Origin of the sequence: Streptomyces sp. NPDC049970 (assembly GCF_040660235.1) — a bacterium.
Lineage (GTDB): Bacteria > Actinomycetota > Actinomycetes > Streptomycetales > Streptomycetaceae > Streptomyces.
Window position 1 is genome coordinate 1 of the sequence record NZ_JBFALP010000012.1, and the last position, 17,818, is coordinate 17,818.

The 17,818-nt window shown below is 72.4% G+C and carries 18 protein-coding genes; 10 read left to right on the plus strand and 8 right to left on the minus strand.

The features are described from left to right. Window positions 1-168 precede the first annotated feature (168 nt). On the plus strand, window positions 169-1,137 hold the full coding sequence (locus tag AB0I83_RS20950) for a WYL domain-containing protein (RefSeq protein ID WP_356538151.1): 969 nt from the start codon (window positions 169-171) through the stop codon (window positions 1,135-1,137). Window positions 1,138-1,220: 83 nt separating this feature from the next. Continuing rightward, window positions 1,221-1,742, plus strand: a complete 522-nt coding sequence (locus AB0I83_RS20955) for a DUF4240 domain-containing protein (RefSeq protein WP_363305805.1) — start codon at window positions 1,221-1,223, stop codon at window positions 1,740-1,742. A 72-nt stretch (window positions 1,743-1,814) separates the two neighbouring features. On the opposite strand, the gene AB0I83_RS20960 is transcribed toward AB0I83_RS20955, so the two are convergent. Further along, window positions 1,815-2,339, minus strand: coding sequence for a GNAT family N-acetyltransferase (locus tag AB0I83_RS20960; protein ID WP_356844325.1), 525 nt, complete (start codon window positions 2,337-2,339; stop codon window positions 1,815-1,817). A 76-nt stretch (window positions 2,340-2,415) separates the two neighbouring features. Here AB0I83_RS20960 and AB0I83_RS20965 point away from each other — a divergent pair, with 76 nt between their 5' ends. Together AB0I83_RS20965 and AB0I83_RS20970 are read left to right on the plus strand one after the other, a co-directional pair. Beyond that, window positions 2,416-3,315, plus strand: coding sequence for a TIGR01777 family oxidoreductase (locus tag AB0I83_RS20965; protein WP_356538154.1), 900 nt, complete (start codon window positions 2,416-2,418; stop codon window positions 3,313-3,315). Between the two features lie 192 nt (window positions 3,316-3,507). Beyond that, window positions 3,508-4,821, plus strand: a complete 1,314-nt coding sequence (locus AB0I83_RS20970) for an FAD-dependent oxidoreductase (protein ID WP_363305688.1) — start codon at window positions 3,508-3,510, stop codon at window positions 4,819-4,821. Between the two features lie 7 nt (window positions 4,822-4,828). Here the strand turns inward: AB0I83_RS20970 and AB0I83_RS20975 are convergent, their stop codons facing one another. Continuing rightward, the gene (locus AB0I83_RS20975; RefSeq protein WP_363305689.1) at window positions 4,829-6,397 is read right to left on the minus strand and encodes a regulator; all 1,569 of its coding nucleotides are present in this window, start codon (window positions 6,395-6,397) and stop codon (window positions 4,829-4,831) included. A gap of 314 nt (window positions 6,398-6,711) precedes the next feature. Between AB0I83_RS20975 and lipB the strand changes: the two genes are divergently transcribed. The 4 genes from lipB to AB0I83_RS20995 all read left to right on the plus strand — a co-directional run bounded on the left by lipB (window position 6,712) and on the right by AB0I83_RS20995 (window position 9,836). Beyond that, window positions 6,712-7,524: a lipoyl(octanoyl) transferase LipB gene (gene lipB / locus AB0I83_RS20980; protein WP_363305690.1), complete on the plus strand. Its 813-nt coding sequence runs from the start codon at window positions 6,712-6,714 to the stop codon at window positions 7,522-7,524. 134 nt (window positions 7,525-7,658) lie between these two features. Further along, entirely contained in the window at window positions 7,659-8,627 is a 969-nt protein-coding gene (gene lipA / locus AB0I83_RS20985) for a lipoyl synthase (RefSeq protein WP_356538161.1), read from the plus strand. A 270-nt stretch (window positions 8,628-8,897) separates the two neighbouring features. Further along, window positions 8,898-9,098: a hypothetical protein gene (locus AB0I83_RS20990; RefSeq protein ID WP_363305691.1), complete on the plus strand. Its 201-nt coding sequence runs from the start codon at window positions 8,898-8,900 to the stop codon at window positions 9,096-9,098. 30 nt (window positions 9,099-9,128) lie between these two features. Beyond that, window positions 9,129-9,836, plus strand: a complete 708-nt coding sequence (locus AB0I83_RS20995) for a DUF4191 domain-containing protein (RefSeq protein ID WP_356538165.1) — start codon at window positions 9,129-9,131, stop codon at window positions 9,834-9,836. Window positions 9,837-10,010: 174 nt separating this feature from the next. Here the strand turns inward: AB0I83_RS20995 and AB0I83_RS21000 are convergent, their stop codons facing one another. Beyond that, a complete protein-coding gene (locus AB0I83_RS21000) occupies window positions 10,011-10,478 on the minus strand; it encodes an RDD family protein (RefSeq protein ID WP_363305692.1) in 468 nt (155 codons plus the stop codon). Between the two features lie 222 nt (window positions 10,479-10,700). On the opposite strand from AB0I83_RS21000, the gene glnA reads away from it, so the two are divergent. Continuing rightward, window positions 10,701-12,110, plus strand: coding sequence for a type I glutamate--ammonia ligase (gene glnA, locus AB0I83_RS21005; RefSeq protein WP_356844378.1), 1,410 nt, complete (start codon window positions 10,701-10,703; stop codon window positions 12,108-12,110). Window positions 12,111-12,207: 97 nt separating this feature from the next. Here the strand turns inward: glnA and AB0I83_RS21010 are convergent, their stop codons facing one another. The 4 genes from AB0I83_RS21010 to AB0I83_RS21025 all read right to left on the minus strand — a co-directional run bounded on the left by AB0I83_RS21010 (window position 12,208) and on the right by AB0I83_RS21025 (window position 16,328). Then, a complete protein-coding gene (locus tag AB0I83_RS21010) occupies window positions 12,208-14,019 on the minus strand; it encodes a choline/carnitine O-acyltransferase (RefSeq protein ID WP_363305693.1) in 1,812 nt (603 codons plus the stop codon). Window positions 14,020-14,078: 59 nt separating this feature from the next. Beyond that, window positions 14,079-14,885: a class I SAM-dependent methyltransferase gene (locus AB0I83_RS21015; protein ID WP_356533087.1), complete on the minus strand. Its 807-nt coding sequence runs from the start codon at window positions 14,883-14,885 to the stop codon at window positions 14,079-14,081. A 92-nt stretch (window positions 14,886-14,977) separates the two neighbouring features. Continuing rightward, entirely contained in the window at window positions 14,978-15,847 is an 870-nt protein-coding gene (locus tag AB0I83_RS21020) for an arpA protein (protein WP_356533088.1), read from the minus strand. A gap of 211 nt (window positions 15,848-16,058) precedes the next feature. Then, window positions 16,059-16,328, minus strand: coding sequence for a hypothetical protein (locus tag AB0I83_RS21025; RefSeq protein WP_356533089.1), 270 nt, complete (start codon window positions 16,326-16,328; stop codon window positions 16,059-16,061). Between the two features lie 119 nt (window positions 16,329-16,447). Here AB0I83_RS21025 and AB0I83_RS21030 point away from each other — a divergent pair, with 119 nt between their 5' ends. Beyond that, window positions 16,448-16,807, plus strand: a complete 360-nt coding sequence (locus AB0I83_RS21030) for an arsenate reductase family protein (RefSeq protein WP_356840222.1) — start codon at window positions 16,448-16,450, stop codon at window positions 16,805-16,807. Between the two features lie 51 nt (window positions 16,808-16,858). Here the strand turns inward: AB0I83_RS21030 and AB0I83_RS21035 are convergent, their stop codons facing one another. Continuing rightward, complete coding sequence (locus AB0I83_RS21035; RefSeq protein ID WP_363305694.1) at window positions 16,859-17,788, minus strand: Gfo/Idh/MocA family oxidoreductase; 930 nt, start codon at window positions 17,786-17,788, stop codon at window positions 16,859-16,861. Window positions 17,789-17,818: the final 30 nt, after the last annotated feature.

The window sequence follows — 17,818 nt, forward strand, 5'->3', positions numbered from 1 at the left end:
CGGCCTCCCCCGCCCTCCTCCGTCCCGGCCGCGCGGTCTTTTCGTGGTGTGTTGCGCCGGGGGGGGGGGGGTCCCCGGGCCCCCCCGCCCCCCCCCCCCGCCGCCGTCCCACGGGTCGCCCCGGCCCTCGTCCTCGCCGGCGTGGCCACGCGCGCCACAATGGGCTCCATGCGTGCCGCCCGCCTCATCAAGATGGTGCTGCTCCTGCAGTCCCGCCCCGCCATGACCGGCGCCGAACTGGCCCGGGAACTGGAGGTGTCGGAGCGCACCGTGACCCGGGACGCCCAGGCACTCTCCGAGGCGGGTGTGCCGGTGTACGCCGACCGGGGCCGGGCCGGCGGCTACCGCCTGGTCGGCGGCTACCGGACGCGCCTCACCGGGCTCGCCCGTCACGAGGCCGAGGCCCTCTTCCTGTCGGGCCTGCCCTCCGCCCTGCGGGAGATGGGACTGGACGACGCGGCCTCGGCCGCCCGGCTGAAGGTCTCGGCGGCTCTGCTCCCCTCGCTCCGGGACGCCTCACGCACCGCCGCCCAGCGCTTCCACCTGGACGCCCCCGGCTGGTACCACGAGCCGGCCACCCCCGAGCTGCTGCCCGCCGTCGCGGAGGCCGTGTGGGACGACCGGCCGGTCCGTGCGCGCTACCGCCGCGGATCGGCCGGTGAGGTGGAACGGGAGCTCGCGCCGTACGGACTCGTGCTGAAGGCCGGGGTCTGGTACCTCTGCGCCCGGGCGGACGAGGACTTCCGGGTGTACCGGATCGACCGGTTCACGGCCGTCGCCGTCTCGGAGACCCGGTTCGTGCGGGACGAGGACTTCGACCTGCCGCGCTTCTGGGCGGACCGGGCGGCTCAGTTCGCCCGGTCGATCCTGCGTACGGAGGTGACCGTGCGGCTGTCGGAGGCCGGCGTGAGGCGGCTGCCGCACGTCGTGGACCGGGCCGCCGCCGAGGAGGCGCTCGCGGGTGCGGCCGGTCCCGACGCGGGCGGGCTGCGCACGGTCGTCCTACCGGTCGAGTCCGCCGAGGTGGCGTACGAGCAGCTGCTCGCGCTCGGGCCCGAGGTGGAGGTGCTCGCTCCCGCCGCCCTGCGCGAACGCTTTGCCGATACGGCCGAACGACTGCGCGACCTCTATCGCTGAAGTGGCCCCGAAGTGAAGCCGAAGGCTTCATTTCGGTGTCTGGGCGTGCGTCGCCCGCCGTCGGGGCAGATGCTGGACCCGTGATGGACGAGACGGAGTTCTGGGAGATCGTCGACAGCACCCGCGAGGCCGCCGACGGCGACCCCGAGGAGCACGCGGACCTGCTCGTCGAACGGTTGGCGCGGCTCGATCCCGACTCCGTGCTGGACTTCGCCAGGCACTTCGAGGCCCGCTACAACCGCGCCTACCGCTGGGACCTGTGGGGTGCGGCCGCCGTGCTGCTCGGCGGGGCGGGCGACGACGCGTTCGACTTCTTCCGCTGCTGGCTGATCGCGCAGGGGCGGGAGGTCTTCGAGGGCGCCATGCACGATCCGGACAGCCTGGCCGAACTGCTGGAGGACTTCGACGAGGAGCTCGACGGCGACGGCGAGGATCTCGGCTACGCCGCCGACGAGGCCTACGAGCAGTTGACCGGCGTGGTCTCCCCCGACCTCGGACTGCCCCCGCAGGCCGCGGAACCGGAGGGCACGCCCTTCGGCCTCGACGACGACGCGGCGCTCGCGGACCGGTACCCGGCGCTGTGGGAGCGCTTCGGGCCGGCCTGACGCCGCGGGCTTCCGGCACGGTTCCACGCGCTCGGCCCGCGAGGCCGACGGCCGGTCAGCCCGGTCAGCCGGTCAGCCGGTCAGCGAGCGGCCCATCAGGACGTCGTCGACGTAACGGCCGTGCAGGAAGAACTCCCCCGGCAGCACGCCCTCGACGGTGAATCCCTCCGCCGCGTAGAGCGCCCGCGCGGGGCTGTTGTGCCCCAGCACGCGCAGCGTGAGCCGTCCGGCGCCCTGTCTGCGCGCCTCGGTGCAGGCGGCGTGCAGGAGCGCTCGTGCGATGCCGTGGCGCCGCGCCCACCCGGCGACGGCGAGGCCCTGGATCTGGCGTACGTGGGCGTTGCAGGCGAGCGGGGTCGGGCGTCCCAGCCGGAGGTAGCCGGCCAGGCGTTCCCCGTCGTCGGTGACGGCCTCGGCGACCAGGAAGTCGTCGGGCCTGTTCCGGTCGTCGAGGAACGGCGCGTACGGCGGCTGCGGCCTCGGCAGCACGGCGTGCAGGGGCGACCATGTGGCCCGGTCGAGCTCCGCGAGTTCCGCCTCGTCCTCGGGGACGGCGAAACGGACGGGGCGTAGGGAGCGGATCTGCGGCGCGGCCATGGGCGCCACTGTGCCACGCGGGTTTCCGCGCCCGGCCTTCCGAATGGGCCGTGACCCATGGGGCAGGATGGATGCCATGCTTCGTTCCCGTATCGCCGTCACCGGATCGACAGGACTCATCGGAGCCGCGCTGGTGCGCTCGCTCCGCGCGGACGGGCACGAGGTGGTGCGCCTGGTGCGCCGCCCCGCCGCCACCGGCGACGAGGTGGAGTGGGACCCGAAGCGCCAGTACGTCGACGTGGCGGGCCTGGTCGGCTGTGACGCGGTCGTCCACCTCGCGGGCGCCGGGGTCGGCGACCACCGGTGGACCGACGCGTACAAGAGGGAGATCCGGGACAGCCGGGTGCTGGGCACGGCGGCCGTCGCCGAGGCCGTCGCCTCCCTCGACTCACCGCCGAAGGTGCTGCTCTCCGGGTCCGCCATCGGCTTCTACGGGGACACCGGGGACCGGGCGGTCGACGAGAGCGCCCCGCCCGGCGAGGGCTTCCTGCCGTCCGTGTGCGTGGAGTGGGAGGAGGCCACGGCACCGGCCGAGGAGGCGGGCGTCCGCACGGTCCACGCCAGGACCGGTCTGGTCGTCTCCAAGGAGGGCGGGGCCTGGGGCCGGCTCTTCCCGCTGTTCCGGGCGGGACTCGGCGGGCGGCTCGGAAACGGGCGGCAGTACTGGAGCTTCATCGCGCTGCACGACCACGTCGCCGCCCTGCGGCACATCCTGGACACCGGGACGCTCTCCGGTCCGGTGAACCTGACCGGTCCCTCCCCCGTCACCAACGGCCAGGTGACGGCCGCGATGGGGCGGGTGCTGCGTCGTCCGACCCTGTTCACCGCACCGGCGCCGGCGCTGAAGCTCGCGCTCGGGGAGTTCTCCGACGACGTCCTTGGCAGCCAGCGGGTGCTGCCCGGCCAACTTCTCGACTCGGGCTTCACGTTCGCCTTCCCCGGCATCGACGACGCGATCCGCGCCGCGCTGCGCTGACCGGTCCCGGTCGCGGCGGTCCGTCGCCGCGCCGGACCGGGGCCGCGGTGCGACCCCGTGCACCGGTGCACTGGGTCCGCGCGACTGCACCTGTATCGGCCATCCGCCTAACCTCGACCCGAACTCGGGCGTTCCGGGGGCGTGTTGGGGGCACTAGCCCCCCACCAGTCGCACCGACTCGGGGAGGGGCACGTGCTCACCGCACACACAGCAGACCACGCGGATGTGGTCATCATCGGGGCCGGGATAGCCGGCCTGTCGGCGGCACACCAGCTGATCGGCGCAGGAGTGGACGTCAGCGTCCTGGAGGCCGCCGAGCACGTGGGCGGCCGGATGGCCACTCATGACGTGGACGGGTTCCGGCTCGACCATCTGGGCCCGCTGCTCAGTTCCGCGTATCCGGAGCTGAGCACCGCACCGGGGCTCGACGGCCTGGTGCTGCGGGACTTCGCCCCCGGGGTGCTCGTCCACAGCGGGGGACGGCGTTACCGCGCCGGGGACATACGGAGCGCGAGGGGCGCACTCCGCGCAGCGCGCTCCCGATCGAGCGCCCCCAGCGGGCCCCTGGGCGGGGCGATAGAACAGGCCCGGCTCGGCGCCTGGCTGGCAAGGCTCGCCACCACACCCGAGTCGCGCATCGCGGCCCGGCCGGACGGTCCCGCGCTCGACGCCCTGGCCGCACGCGGCCTGTCCCCACGCGTCGTCGGCGGCTTCCTGCGGCCTCTGCTCTCGGCCCTGCTCGGCGATCCGGAACTCACCACGTCGAGCCGCTGCGCCGAACTGACCCTCCGCCACTACGCACGCGGCCGGCTCTGCGTGCCCTCGGGCGGTTCCTCGGCACTGCCCGAACTGCTGGCCGCCGCCCTGCCGCCCGGGACCGTGCGTACCGGGGTGCACGTGACGGCGGCGGACATCACCTCCGTACGCACCAAGGAGCACGGCGAACTCGGCTGCCGGTCACTGCTGCTGGCGACCGGTGCGGGAGCGGCGGCCGAGCTGCTGCCCGGCCTGCGGACGCCGGAGTTCCATCCGGTGACGGTGCTGCACCACACCGCGGCCCAGGCACCGCCGACCGGGGGGCGGCTGCTGCTGGACGCGGACCGGTCGGGTCCGGTCGCGCACACGGCCGTGATGAGCGAGGTCGACCCCTCGCGCGCGCCGCGCGGCCGGACCCTGATCACCTCGACGGTGCTCGGCCCGCCGCCACCTGACCTGGACCGCACGGTCCGCGCCCACCTCGCCGTGCTGTACGGCACTCCCACCGGCGACTGGGAGCTGCTGGCGGCACACCACGACCCGGAGGCGGTCCCGGCGATGCCGCCGCCGCACGATCCGCGGCGGCCGGTCCGGGTGCTCGACGGGCTGTACGTCTGCGGCGACCACCGCGACACGAGCACCGTGCAGGGCGCCCTGCACTCGGGCAGGCGCGCGGCCTCGGCGATCCTGGCGGACCTGGGGGTGAGCCGACGACACGTGGACGGGACGGAACTGCCCGTGGCCGCCTAGACGCGGCTCAGCCGAGCGCGGCGACCCGGTCGCGGTAGCCCCGCACGGCGACGGCGTCCCGGTACGGCTCCAGGCGCCGCTCGAAGTCCCGTACGTACTCCGTCGCGCGCGCCGACCGCATCTCCGCCGCCTGCTGGGCCGCCTCGGCGCCCAGCAGGCAGGCCTGGTCCAGCTCGCCCAGCCCGAGCCGCGCGGAGGCGAGCACCACGCGGCAGAACAGCCTGCTCCGGGCGAACGCCGGCGCCCTCAGCTGCAGGGACTTCTCGGCGTGCTGCGCGGCCACCCGGTACTGCTGCAGATCGCGGTGGCAGTGTCCGAACTCGTCGGCGAGCTGGGCCTCGTCGAAGAAGCGCGCCCAGTGCGGCACGTCGTCCCCCGGCCGGGAGCTCTGCAGTGCGCGTTCCGCCCGTACGAGCGCGGCGACGCAGGCCCTGGTCTCACCCAGGACGCCGTGGCCACGTGCCTCGACGGCGTGCAGCAGGGCCATGACGATCTGCGGCGCGGAGGAGCCGATGCCCTGCTGGGCGACCCGGGCGAGCTGGATGGCTTCCCTGCCGTGCCCGAGGTAGACCGCCTGCCGGCTCATCGTGATCAGGACGAAGGCGCCGTACGCCCGGTCGCCGGCGGCCTGGGCGAGCCGCAGGGCCTGGACGAAGTAGCGCTGGGCGAGTCCGTGCGCGGCGATGTCGTACGAGGTCCAGCCCGCCAGCCTGGTGAGGTCGGCGGCAGCCGAGAACAGCCGCCTGCCCATGGCCTCGCCGTAGCTCCCGCGGAGCATGGGCTCGGCCTCGTGCTCCAGGTAGCGGACGAGGGCCTGCCGGGCGTGGCCGCCGCCGTAGGCGTTGTCCAGCGTCCGGAAGAGCTCGCCGACGGAGCGGAGCGCGGCGACGTCACCGCTGCCGACCCGCTGGCCCGTGCCGCGCTCGGTCTGCCGCTGGCGCGGGACGCCGAGGGGCGGCGGCGGTGTGGGCGGCCGGGAGGAACCGGGGCCGCGGCCTCCGGGTGACTGCGGGGTTCCGGTCACGTTCGCCTGTCGCAGTCCGTGCGGGGCCCGCGCGCCGTTGGACTCGGCTGCCCCGCGCGGCGCGGGCAGGCCGCCCGCACCGGCGGCCCGCTCCTCGCCCCGGCCGACCCACTCGTCGGCGCGGCCGATCAGCCAGTCCCTGCTGGGGACGACCAGTCCGGCCGGCGTGAAGGCGATCCTGCGCAGCTCGGCATGGCTGCCCGAGTCCTTGCGCCACAGTCCGCTGACGATGTCGACGGCCTCGGCGGGCGTGGCCGCGAACTCCAGACCGGCGTAGACCGGCGCGCACGCGTCCAGGCCCAGGTCCTGCGCGGACAGCCTGCGTCCCAGACGCCGGGTGAACACCTCGGCGATCAGCGCGGGGGTGGTGCCCCGGGGCTGCTGGCCGCGCAGCCAGCGGGTCACCGAGGTCTTGTCGTATCGCAGGTCGAGCCCGTGTTCGAGGCCGAGCTGGTCCACCCGGCGGGCCAGTCCGGCATGGGAGAAGCCGGCTTCCGCGATGAGAGCGGCGAGGCGTCGGTTCGGGGTGCGCTGGGGCGGTCGTTCCGACATCAGCTGAAAGGTCTCCTGCCTTCGAGGCCGGGCGGGCAGCCCTCCCGGGCTCCCCCACGGCTGGGAGCGGGCAAGCCCGTTATGGAACGGCGCGAATTTAGCCGCCCCCGCGGTCTTCCCGGCGCCCTTCGCTCCACGTTCATCCGATCGTGTGAGGATTGCCCGGATCGCTGACGTAATCGGCCGCGGGCGGCCTGCCGGACTCCCCCGGCCGGAGCGGTCGTACAGTGGCTGGGGGCGCACATCAGTGCATGGTGACGTGGCTCCGGGGAGACCCCCCGGCCCGGCGGCACCGCGAGTAGGGAGGCACCCGAGTGAGTGAGCTGCGGTTCGTCCGTCTGGGCTTCGGCGAGAAGGCCGTCGACTACCAGGAGGCCTGGCAGAAGCAGCGCGAGGTGCACGCCGCACGGTTCGAGGACACCGTCCCCGACACCTGCCTGCTCCTCGAGCACCCGTCCGTCTACACGGCGGGACGGCGCACCACGGAGAGCGAGCGCCCGTTGGACGGCACGCCCGTCATCGACGTGGACCGGGGCGGGAAGATCACCTGGCACGGCCCCGGGCAGCTCATCGGCTACCCGATCCTGAAGCTGCCCCGCCCGGTGGACGTGGTCGCCCACGTACGCCGCCTCGAGGACGCCCTCATCCGCACGGCCGCCGAGTTCGGTGTGGAGACCAGCCGGGTCGAGGGCCGGAGCGGTGTCTGGGTGCTCGGCGACCCGGTCGAGGACCGCCCGGCGCTCGGCGGGCTCTCCCTGGACTTCGACCCGCGGCTGCACGACGAGGAGTTCGACGCCCGGCTCAACGGTCCGCAGTACGCGCCGTCCAACGCCGGCCAGCGCCGCGAGGACCGCAAGCTCGCCGCGATCGGCATCCGCGTCGCCAAGGGGGTGACCATGCACGGCTTCTCGCTCAACGTGAATCCGGACAACACCTCGTTCGACCGGATCGTGCCGTGCGGCATCCGGGACGCGGGTGTCACCTCGCTCAGTTACGAACTGGGCAGCGAGGTCACGATCGACGACGTGCTCCCGGTCGCGGAGAGGCACCTGCGGGACGTGCTGGAGAACGCCGAACCGGCGCCCCGCGCGGTCGCCGCTCCCGGGGCCGCCGTCACACCCGTCTGAGGCGCCCGCAGGGGCCCGGTGGGAATAGGGCCTGTCGGCCACAGGTTGGGCAGACGTAAGACCGTTCTAACTACGGGCGTACCCTGGTGTTCGCCGAAGATTCCAATGCAGTGAGAGCTAAGGGGAGTGCCGGAGTGTCCGCTGTCGCACCCGACGGGCGCAAGATGCTGCGCCTCGAGGTCCGGAACAGTCAGACCCCCATCGAGCGCAAGCCCGAGTGGATCAAGACCCGGGCGAAGATGGGCCCCGAGTACAACCAGCTGCAGAAACTCGTGAAGAGCGAGGGTCTGCACACGGTGTGCCAGGAGGCCGGCTGTCCCAACATCTTCGAATGCTGGGAGGACCGCGAGGCCACCTTCCTCATCGGCGGGGACCAGTGCACGAGGCGCTGCGACTTCTGCCAGATCGACACCGGGAAGCCGCAGGCCCTGGACCTCGACGAGCCCCGCCGGGTGGGCGAGTCCGTGGTCAAGATGGACCTGAACTACGCCACGATCACCGGCGTCGCCCGCGACGACCTGGAGGACGGCGGCGCCTGGCTGTACGCGGAGACCGTGCGCCAGATCCACGCGCTGACGGCGGAGCGGGAGACCGGCGCGACCAAGGTCGAGCTGCTGATCCCCGACTTCAACGCGGAGCCCGAGCAGCTGGCCGAGGTCTTCTCCTCGCGCCCCGAGGTGCTCGCGCACAACGTCGAGACGGTGCCGCGGATCTTCAAGCGCATCCGCCCCGGCTTCCGTTACGAGCGCTCCCTGGAGGTCATCACGAAGGCCCGCGAGGCCGGCCTGGTGACGAAGTCCAACCTGATCCTCGGCATGGGCGAGACCCGCGAGGAGGTCAGCGAGGCGCTCCAGGACCTGTACGACGCGGGTTGCGAGCTCATCACGATTACGCAGTACCTCCGCCCCTCCGTGCGGCACCACCCGGTCGAGCGCTGGGTGAAGCCGCACGAGTTCGTGGAGCTCAAGGACGAGGCCGACGCGATCGGCTACTCCGGTGTCATGTCGGGACCGCTGGTGCGCTCGTCGTACCGCGCCGGACGCCTCTTCCAGCAGGCGGTCGAGCGCCGCGGTGCGGCCGCGGCGGTCACGCCGGCCGTGTGAGTCGGCGCACAAGCGATCACTGAACAGTCACAGCCGCGACGACGCGGCCCGTACGTCCCCCGCAGGTCCGGGGCCCGTATGGGCCGCGTCGGCGTGCGCGGCGCCGAAATCAGAGTTTCATTGGTGTTTGACCGACCGGTCATGCACTGGTAACACCGAGCAGTGACCCTAGGTACATACGCGGTGGCTCCAGCAGCCAGCGCTGTCATTGCTTCCCGCTACCCAGTGCGCGCCGCACGCGCGCATCCGCTACGAGGGGGAACACCCAAGATGCACGCCGCACCGGTTCGAGCCAACGCCATCCCGACCGTCACCACCGCGCTCCGCGCGGTCGAGTCGCTGCTGATGAGCAGCGGCCAGCGCACCGCCCGCCGCAACGCCTGGACGGCGGTCCTGGAGGACCGCCGCAGGGCCCAGGACCGGGTCGAGGCGGAGCACGTGCTGAGCGCTGTGGCCGCCCACCGTTCCTAGGTCGCTCCCGCGCCACGTAAACTTCCGTACATGGCGAGGAAGGCAAACACTGACGGCGCGGACAGCGCCGAGAACGCGGGACGGCTCAAGCAGATCGTCCTGACCTACAAGATGACCAGGCGGTCGGACCCCAAGGTGGGTCTCGTCGTCGCGGGTGTGGGAATCATCACCTTCGGTGTCCTCCTCGCCATCGGCTTCCTGATCGGTCACCCGGTCTACGCGGGCATCCTGGGCTTCGTACTGGCCCTCCTCGCGATGGCGATCATCTTCGGACGCCGTGCCGAGCGCGCGGCCTTCGGGCAGATGGAGGGGCAGCCGGGCGCCGCCGCGGCGGTGCTGGACCGGGTGGGCCGTGGCTGGACCACGACCCCGGCGGTCGCGATGAACCGCAGCCAGGACGTCGTCCACCGGGCCGTCGGCAAGGCGGGCATCGTGCTGGTGGCCGAGGGCAACCCGAACCGGGTGAAGAGCCTGCTGGCGGCCGAGAAGAGGCGGATGGCGCGCATCGTCGTCGACGTACCCGTCCACGACATCATCGTCGGCGACGGCGAGGGCCAGGTGCCGCTGAAGAAGGTGCGCACCAAGATGCTGAAGCTCCCGCGGATCCTCACCGGCCCGCAGGTGACGGCGACGAACGACCGGCTGCGCGCGATGGGCGACCTCATGAGCAACATGCCGCTGCCGAAGGGTCCGATGCCGAAGGGCATGCGGATGCCGCGCGGCGGAAAGATGCGCTGACACCGCGGGAACGGACGAAGGGCGGCCCCGGACGAGATCTCGTCCGGGGCCGCCCTTCTCGTCGTACGCGTCCGGCTTCCGCGTGCCCACGGGTTCCAGGGGCCGGACGCGCCCCGTACCGCGCGCCGGACGTCCCCGGTTCCGTGGACTGGAGGTGTCCGGGATGCGGACGGTTCAGATACGGACCTGGACGGCGCGGGACAGCCGGTCGTGCAGGCCGCGGCTGTCGCGGTCCCAGACGATGGCCGGGATCACCAGGAGGAGCAGCACGCTCCGCAGGACCACCCGTACGGTGCCGAGCCGCCCGCCGTCCTCGGCGACGACCCGCAGGCCCATGATCCGCTTGCCCGGTGTGGAACCGACGGTTCCGACCGTGAGCAGGCTCATGACGAGGAAGACGCCGAGCGCCCAGTTCCCCGCCGCCTGCTGGTCACCGCGAGCGAGCAGCCCGTATGCGATCACCATGCACACGGTCCAGTCGATGAAGAGGGCCCCGAAGCGTCGGCCCAGCGGGGCGATGGACCCCGGGCCCTCCCGGGGCAGACCGAGGTGCTCGCCCCGGTGACCGAAGTCGGCGCCCATCTCCTCGGCCGCCGCGCGCGGCCCCGAGAGCCACGATCCGATTGCTTGCCTGTTGTCCACGCGTCCACGGTACTGCGCACACGTTTGCACCTGGCCGGGCGGGGCACGGAACACGTCGCCGAGGTGCCGCCCGCAAGCGGGCTGGTTAACTTGTGCGAAACAAATGGGTCATGCTGGAGAAATCCCTTCTGCCTAAGGTCGGGTCCAGCGTGTGCCACCGCACTGGCCACACAGACGAGCTGCAACCCCGCCCTTTCCCGGGTCGGGAGTAGGAGGAGTTGGATGTTCCAGAACGCCGACGAAGTCCAGAAGTACATCTCCGACAACGACGTCAAGTTCGTCGATGTCCGGTTCTGCGACCTGCCGGGTGTGATGCAGCACTTCACGATCCCCGCGGCGTCCTTCGACCCGGCCGAGGAACTGGCATTCGACGGCTCGTCGATCCGCGGCTTCCAGGCCATCCACGAGTCGGACATGGCGCTCCGCGCGGACCTGTCGACGGCTCGTGTCGACCCGTTCCGCCGCGACAAGACCGTGAACATCAACTTCTTCATCCACGACCCGATCACCGGCGAGCAGTACAGCCGTGACCCGCGGAACGTGGCCAAGAAGGCGGAGGCCTACCTCGCCTCCACGGGTGTCGCCGACACCGCCTACTTCGGCCCCGAGGCCGAGTTCTACGTCTTCGACAACGTCCGCTTCCAGACGTCGGCGAACGAGAGCTTCTACCACATCGACTCCGAGGCCGGCGCCTGGAACACCGGTGCGGTGGAGAACAACCGTGGCTACAAGGTCCGCTACAAGGGCGGGTACTTCCCGACCCCGCCGGTCGACCACTTCGCCGACCTGCGTGCCGAGATCTCCATCGAGCTGGACAAGAACGGCCTCCAGGTCGAGCGCCAGCACCACGAGGTCGGCACCGCCGGCCAGGCGGAGATCAACTACAAGTTCAACACGCTGCTCGCCGCGGCCGACGACCTGATGCTCTTCAAGTACATCGTGAAGAACGTCGCCTGGCGCAACGGCAAGACCGCGACCTTCATGCCGAAGCCGATCTTCGGTGACAACGGTTCGGGCATGCACGTGCACCAATCGCTGTGGCAGGGCGGCACGCCGCTCTTCTACGACGAGCAGGGTTACGCCGGCCTGTCGGACATGGCGCGCTACTACATCGGCGGCATCCTGAAGCACGCCCCGTCGCTGCTGGCCTTCACCAACCCGACGGTGAACTCCTACCACCGCCTGGTCCCCGGCTTCGAGGCCCCGGTCAACATGGTGTACTCGCAGCGAAACCGCTCCGCCGCGATGCGTATCCCGATCACGGGCTCCAACCCGAAGGCGAAGCGCGTCGAGTTCCGCGCCCCCGACCCGTCCTCGAACCCGTACCTGGCGTTCTCGGCCCTGCTGATGGCCGGCCTGGACGGCGTCAAGAACAAGATCGAGCCGCCGGAGCCGATCGACAAGGACCTCTACGAGCTGGCTCCCGAGGAGCACGCGGGCGTCCAGCAGGTCCCGACCTCGCTCCCGGCCGTCCTCGACGCGCTGGAGGCCGACCACGAGTACCTCCAGGCCGGCGGAGTCTTCACGCCCGACCTGATCGAGACGTGGATCGACTACAAGCGCACGAACGAGATCGCCCCGATCCAGCTGCGGCCGCACCCGCACGAGTTCGAGCTGTACTTCGACCTCTAGGCGTTCCGGGAGCCCGAGCTCCCCGGCAGCGTCAAGGGCCGCCGCCCCGGATCACCGGGGCGGCGGCCCTTCGTCGTGCCGGGCCGGGCCGCGCGGGTCAGTCCGCGAGCAGTTCCCGCAGCTCGGCGACCGCCTCGCGGAGCCGGTCGGCGAAGGCGTGCATCTGGTCGGCCACCGGCCGCGGGGTGCTCAGGTAGAGGTTGAAGCGCTCCGGCAGCAGGACGTAGGCGACCCCGATGCACTTGCTGCTCGTGGAGCCGAAGCCGAAGTACTGGATGTTCTCGGACGGCGCCGAGCTCGTGCTGAGGTAGTCGTCCCGCATGGTCAGCCAGCCCGGCGAGCGGTACAGGGCGGGTTGTCCGTCCACACCGAGCTCATCGCCCCGGCGGCGCTGGATCAGTTCGAGCTCCCAGAGGTGCTGCTCGGGCGCTTCTCCGGCCTGGCATTCCCTGGCCCGTGCGACGTGGGCCGCCGCCGCCGCGCGGAAGGCGGCGCGGCGGGCGTCACGGCCGGCTGCCGGGTCGTCCATCGCCGCGACGAAAGCCGGCATCTCGGGGGTCACGACGCGCATCGCCTCGGTGCGGCCGTGGCGGTACTGCCGGGTGGCGATCGACTCGTACGTCGCCCCCAGGTGGCCCTTGGCGCGCTGATGGGCCAGCTGGTACGCGGCCTGGACGAAGGCGTCCGGGGACACCCCGAGCGCCTTGGCGGCCGTGCTGCCGAAGTCCTCGAACGACACGGTGCTGGTGGCGGTGGCGGCCCCGTACGCGGCGAACTCCTCGGCGGCGGCGCGGACCCGGGCCCTCAGCGGCTCGTCCAGCTCCAGGGTGAGCGGGCGCGGGACCGGCTCGCCCTGGGAGCGTGCGCCGGAGCCGAGGGAGTGCTCGGCGGCCGGGGTGCCGAGCAGGGCGTCGGTGAAGCTGAGGATGGTCGTCCCGTCCAGCTCGCAGTGCTCGACGTTGATGCCCGCCTGTCCGTCGGCGTAGACGACGAAGGAGACGGCCTTGTCGAACCACCGGTTGCCCCGGTCGCCGTGCAGCAGTTCGTCGCAGGTGGCCTGGGTGCTGCCGGGTGCGAAGTCCTCCAGGCACACGCAGAACAGGGCGGTCTCGATGTCGTCCAGCGTCCGGGCGTTGCCGGGTCCGCCTGCGAGCAGCGTCTGCCGGGTGGCCGCCCACTCGGCCCGTGCCATCGTCGTGAGGTGGCCCGCCCGGTCCTCCTCGGGCGTGTGGATGTCGGCCTTGGTGACGGCGCGCAGCCCGGCCTCGATCTCGTCGAGGCTGTGCGGGACGCCGTCGGGGCCGATCACGTCGAGCCGGAACATGGTGCCCCGGAAGAACACCACGATGTGCCGGGCGGTTGAGGGTCCGGGCTCCTGCTCGCTGTACGGTGCGCGCACGGTGTCCAGCGGCACTCCGGGGATGCGCGTCGTGGAGAACAGGTAGGTGTTCTGCACCATCGACTGCGGGACCCCGCGCTGCTCGACCGGCGCCACGAGTCCCTCGTCGAGCCGCCGCTTGTAGTGGAGCGCTCCGGCGACGAGTCCTGCCGCCCGGTCGAGCTGCCCCTCACCGGTGTCCTGGAAGAGGAAGAAGAAGTTGGCGTTGAGCGCGATGCGGTCCCGGCGGCCGAGGTAGCGGTACGGCCAGAAGGTGTCGAGCCAGCTGTGCACCCCTTCGGTGGCGTCGTACTCCTCCAGGGCGGCGTGCAGGGTCCGGCCGGGGCCGCCGGGCCGCAGGAAGGCCGCGACCTCGGCCTCCGTCGCCGCCCGCTCCTCCTCGGTCAGCAAGGGGGTGCACCAGGCGAGGAACCTCTCGCAGCTCGCCTCGAGTGTGGGCAGCGGCACGCGCGGCAGGGTGCTCTCCCGGGCGAAGGTCGCTCCTGCTGCGGCTTCCTGACTGACGTTCAATGCGGCTCTCTTCTCGGTGAGTGGTGCGGATCGGGGTCTGGGGGCCGGGGGCGGGGACGCTACCGGTGCTGCGGTCTGGAGAGGTGGAGCTGAGCGTAGAGCCAGCCATCCTCCTCCAGCCCGCTCGCGTCGACCTCGGCCGCGGCCATGTTGTCCAGGACGCGTCGCTGTTCCCCGGCGTCGGCGAACCGCCGCTGCCTGAACACCCCGTCGACGCGGACCGTGCGGTAGCCCAGCTCCGCCAGGGCCTCCCCGACGGGCTCGAACGGGAACATCCGCAGGACGAAGTGCGCCATCCAGGGGAGGCGGCCGTCCTGGGCCTCCACGACGCGGACGAGGGTGCGTTCGGTGACGTAGCCGATGCAGCCGGTCGAGATCACCAGGTCCGTGCCCGCGAGCCTGGCACGCTGCTCCGGGGTGGGGTCGTCCGTCTCCAGGTCGGCGTGGACGGCGTCGTCGAGGTACCCGGCGTCGCGCGCGTAGGCCAGGGCGCTGGTGGAGGCGTCCAGGCCGGTGAAGCGCAGGCCGTGCGCGGGTGTGCGGGCGCGGGACAACTCCCGGTCGCGCGCCACCAGCCCGGCGCGGGAGGAGGGGCCGGTGCCGTCGTAGCGCGCGTACAGCTCGTCCATCGTGAGGTCGTACTTCAGCAGGGCGGCGTTGATCCCGTACGAGCAGCCGATGTCGAGGACCCGGGGCGCGGCGACCCGCTCCGTCTCCCGGTACTCCTTGACGAACTCCTCGAAGTGGGGCTTGGCCAGTTGGGGTACGCAGTAGCCGAGGGGGCGCAGTTCCTGGAAGTACGTCCGCGGGTCGGGCGCGGTGTAGATGTGGTCCAGCGAGACTTTTCCGGTCGCGTCGAAACGCACGGGGCTTCTCCTTGGTGGGGTGGCTGGGCCCTGGTCTGGAACCGTTCGCCGAGGGCTCGCGGGGAAGCGAGGGGTCGCTTCCCCACGAGCCCTCAGTCCAGCAGTCGGTCGCCCCGCACGGCACGGCCCTCCGCGACCCGGTGCTCGGGCAGCACCCGGCCGAAGAGCTGTCTGGTGCGCGCCACGCTCCCGATGACGCCGGGGCGCTCGCTGTAGGCGAAGATCGCGCTGTGGCGCGCGTGCTCGCCCCGGACGGGGCTGACCCGGTGGAGCGAGTAGCGGCCCTTGAACAGCTGCAGGTCGCCGGGCCGCAGCGGCAGGCGCTCGACGAGCCGCCCGCCGCGGCCGTCCAGGACGTCGCGGACGTCGTCGAAGTGCTCGTCCTCGGCGGACCTGATGTTCGGGCAGTACTCGAAGTCACCGCCCTCCTGTGCCTCCTGGGTGAGCATGCTGACCGTGTACTCGTTGGTGTCGAAGTGCCAGGGGTGCTCCATCCCCGGCCGTACGACGTTGAGTACGAGCCCGGAGAGCGGGTCGGCGAGCTCGTGCAGGCGGGGCAGGGCGAAGCAGTCGGCGACGAAGCGCTGGAAGAGTTCGTCGGCGTAGAGCCTGCTGATGAGGGAGTCCGCGGGGACCCGGTCACGGGCGACGAACGCGTTGCCGCGCTCGAAGGTCCGCCGGCCGGGGTGGTCCTGGGGCAGGTCCGCGTCCACGTCGATGTTGTAGACGTTCACCGTCTCCACGTCGAAGTACGCCTGTGGGGCGATGGCGGCGCACTCCCGCCGAAGGACCTCGTGGAGCGAGGGCCGGATGAAGTCGGGGAGTACGGTGCAGCCGACCGAGGCCAGTTCGCTCCGCGCCCGCGCCACCACGGCGCGGCCTTCGGTGCTCTCCGGGTCCGACAGGGGGTAGCGGTCCGTGTCGACCACCTGGTCGAGCGTGATGGCTTGCAGAGTGCTCATTCGACCTCTCCACGCGCGCGTCGGTAACTCAACTGAGGAGTAGCAGAGTTGAAGTTCCCACAGGGTCGCCGTGTTGTCTGTGACACGTCGCACTTCCGAACAGCGCGTGGAATGCCGGTGGGCCGGGCCGGGTCGGACGGGCCCGGGTGCGGAGGTCCTCGAAGGTGTCCGGACCCGTGCCCCCGTCCTTCCGGGGGCGCGGGCGGCCGGGTCAGCGGCCGTAGCGGATCAGGGCACGGACCATGCGGCAGGTGGTGTCGGACGGCGGGTGGATGGCGAGGCGGCCGGCGGCCGCGCGTATCCGGTCGTTGTCGGCGCTCGACGGCTGGTACACCCCGGTGTCGAGCAGGGCGATCGCCAAGCGCATGGCCTTCAGGCGGCGGTTGTGGGAGACGTACCACTCGCGGGGCCGGCCCGCGGGGAGCGGCTTCTTCCGCAGCGGCTTGTGGAGCGGCTCGGTCGTGACTGTGGCGACGGCCATCGGCAACCTCCTGGCACGGTGGTGGAACCCTCACGAACTCCCTCCATTCTACTGCCTCCCACCGACAACAGCCCCTGGTCAGAGGGGGTTTCGGAGGTCACTCAGGTAACCTGGGCACCATGGAGATCTGGATCAATCCCGCCTGTTCCAAGTGCCGCAGCGCGGTGGGTCTGCTCGACGCCGAGGGCGCCGAGTACACCGTCCGCCGCTACCTGGAGGACGTGCCCACCACCGAGGAGATCCGGGACGTGCTCGGCCGCCTCGGGCTGGAGCCGTGGGACATCACCCGGACCGGGGAGCCCGAGGCCGCGGAGCTCGGTGTGAAGGAGTGGCCGAGGGAGGCCGGTTCGCGCGAACGGTGGATCACGGCGCTGGCCGGCCATCCGAAGCTGATCCAGCGCCCGATCATCACCGCGCGGGACGGGAGCGCCGTGGTGGCGCGGACGGACGAGGCGGTGCGGGACGCGCTGGGGCGGTGAGCCGCACGCGGCGCCCGGGCCCCGGACGGCCCACCGCCGACCGGTTCGCGGTCAGGCGTCCACCGGCCCCAGCCGCGCCTCGGCCTGAGCGAGCACCTCGGTGAGCCGCAGCCCGAACCGTACGTCGCAGGGGTGAGCGACTCCCGTACGCGCCGCTTCGGCCAGCGCGTCCACGGCGGCCCGGAACGCGTCCCGCGCGTCACCGTCCCCCGCGGGCAGGCCGGACACCCCCGCCTCGCCCCGGAACTCGACCTCGGTGCCCGCCGCGCCCGACGGTGCGTCCAGCGCGAGCGTCACCGTGCTCGACGCGCCCGAGGTGTGCCGCAGGAGCAGGTGCGTGGCGTCGGCGGGCCCGCGGGCGGCGGTCACCTCCGTCACATCGCCCAGGACCGGGACCAGGACGGAGAGCGCGTGCGGGCCCACGTCCCACAGGCCCCCCTTCTCGCGGCGCCAGGGCGAGGCACCGAACTCGCTGCCCGCGCCCGGGGCGAACAGCGCGCCGATCCACGTGGCTCGGGCCGTGAACCACCCTCCGGCCGCAGCCTGTTCGTCGATCCATCCGGCGGTGCCCCCGGCGAAGCGCAGCGTGCAGAAGACCACGGAGGCGACCCGGGCCCGCTCGGCCGCCTCGGCGACCTCGCGCGCGCCCGCCACCGTGGTGGCGACCGGCTTGTCCAGCAGCAGGTGCCGTCCGGCGTCGGCGGCACGCGCGGCCAGGGGTGCCTGGACGTCCGGCGGCACGGCGAAGGCGACCGCGTCGCTCCCGGCCAGGAGTGCGTCGAAGCCCGTGTCCCCGGTGTACGCCTCGGTCCCGTGGGCCGCGGCCAGGGCCTCCGCCGCTTCGGGGCGGCGGCCCCAGACGCCGCTCAGCACCGCGCCGGGGTGGGAGGCGAGGGCGGGGGCGTGGGTCATGCGGGCCCAGGGGCCCGCGCCGACGAGGCCGATCCGCAGCGGTCCGCCCGGGGCGGGAAGTGTGGTCATGCGGCAAGTGTGCCCGGACGGGGCCGCCCG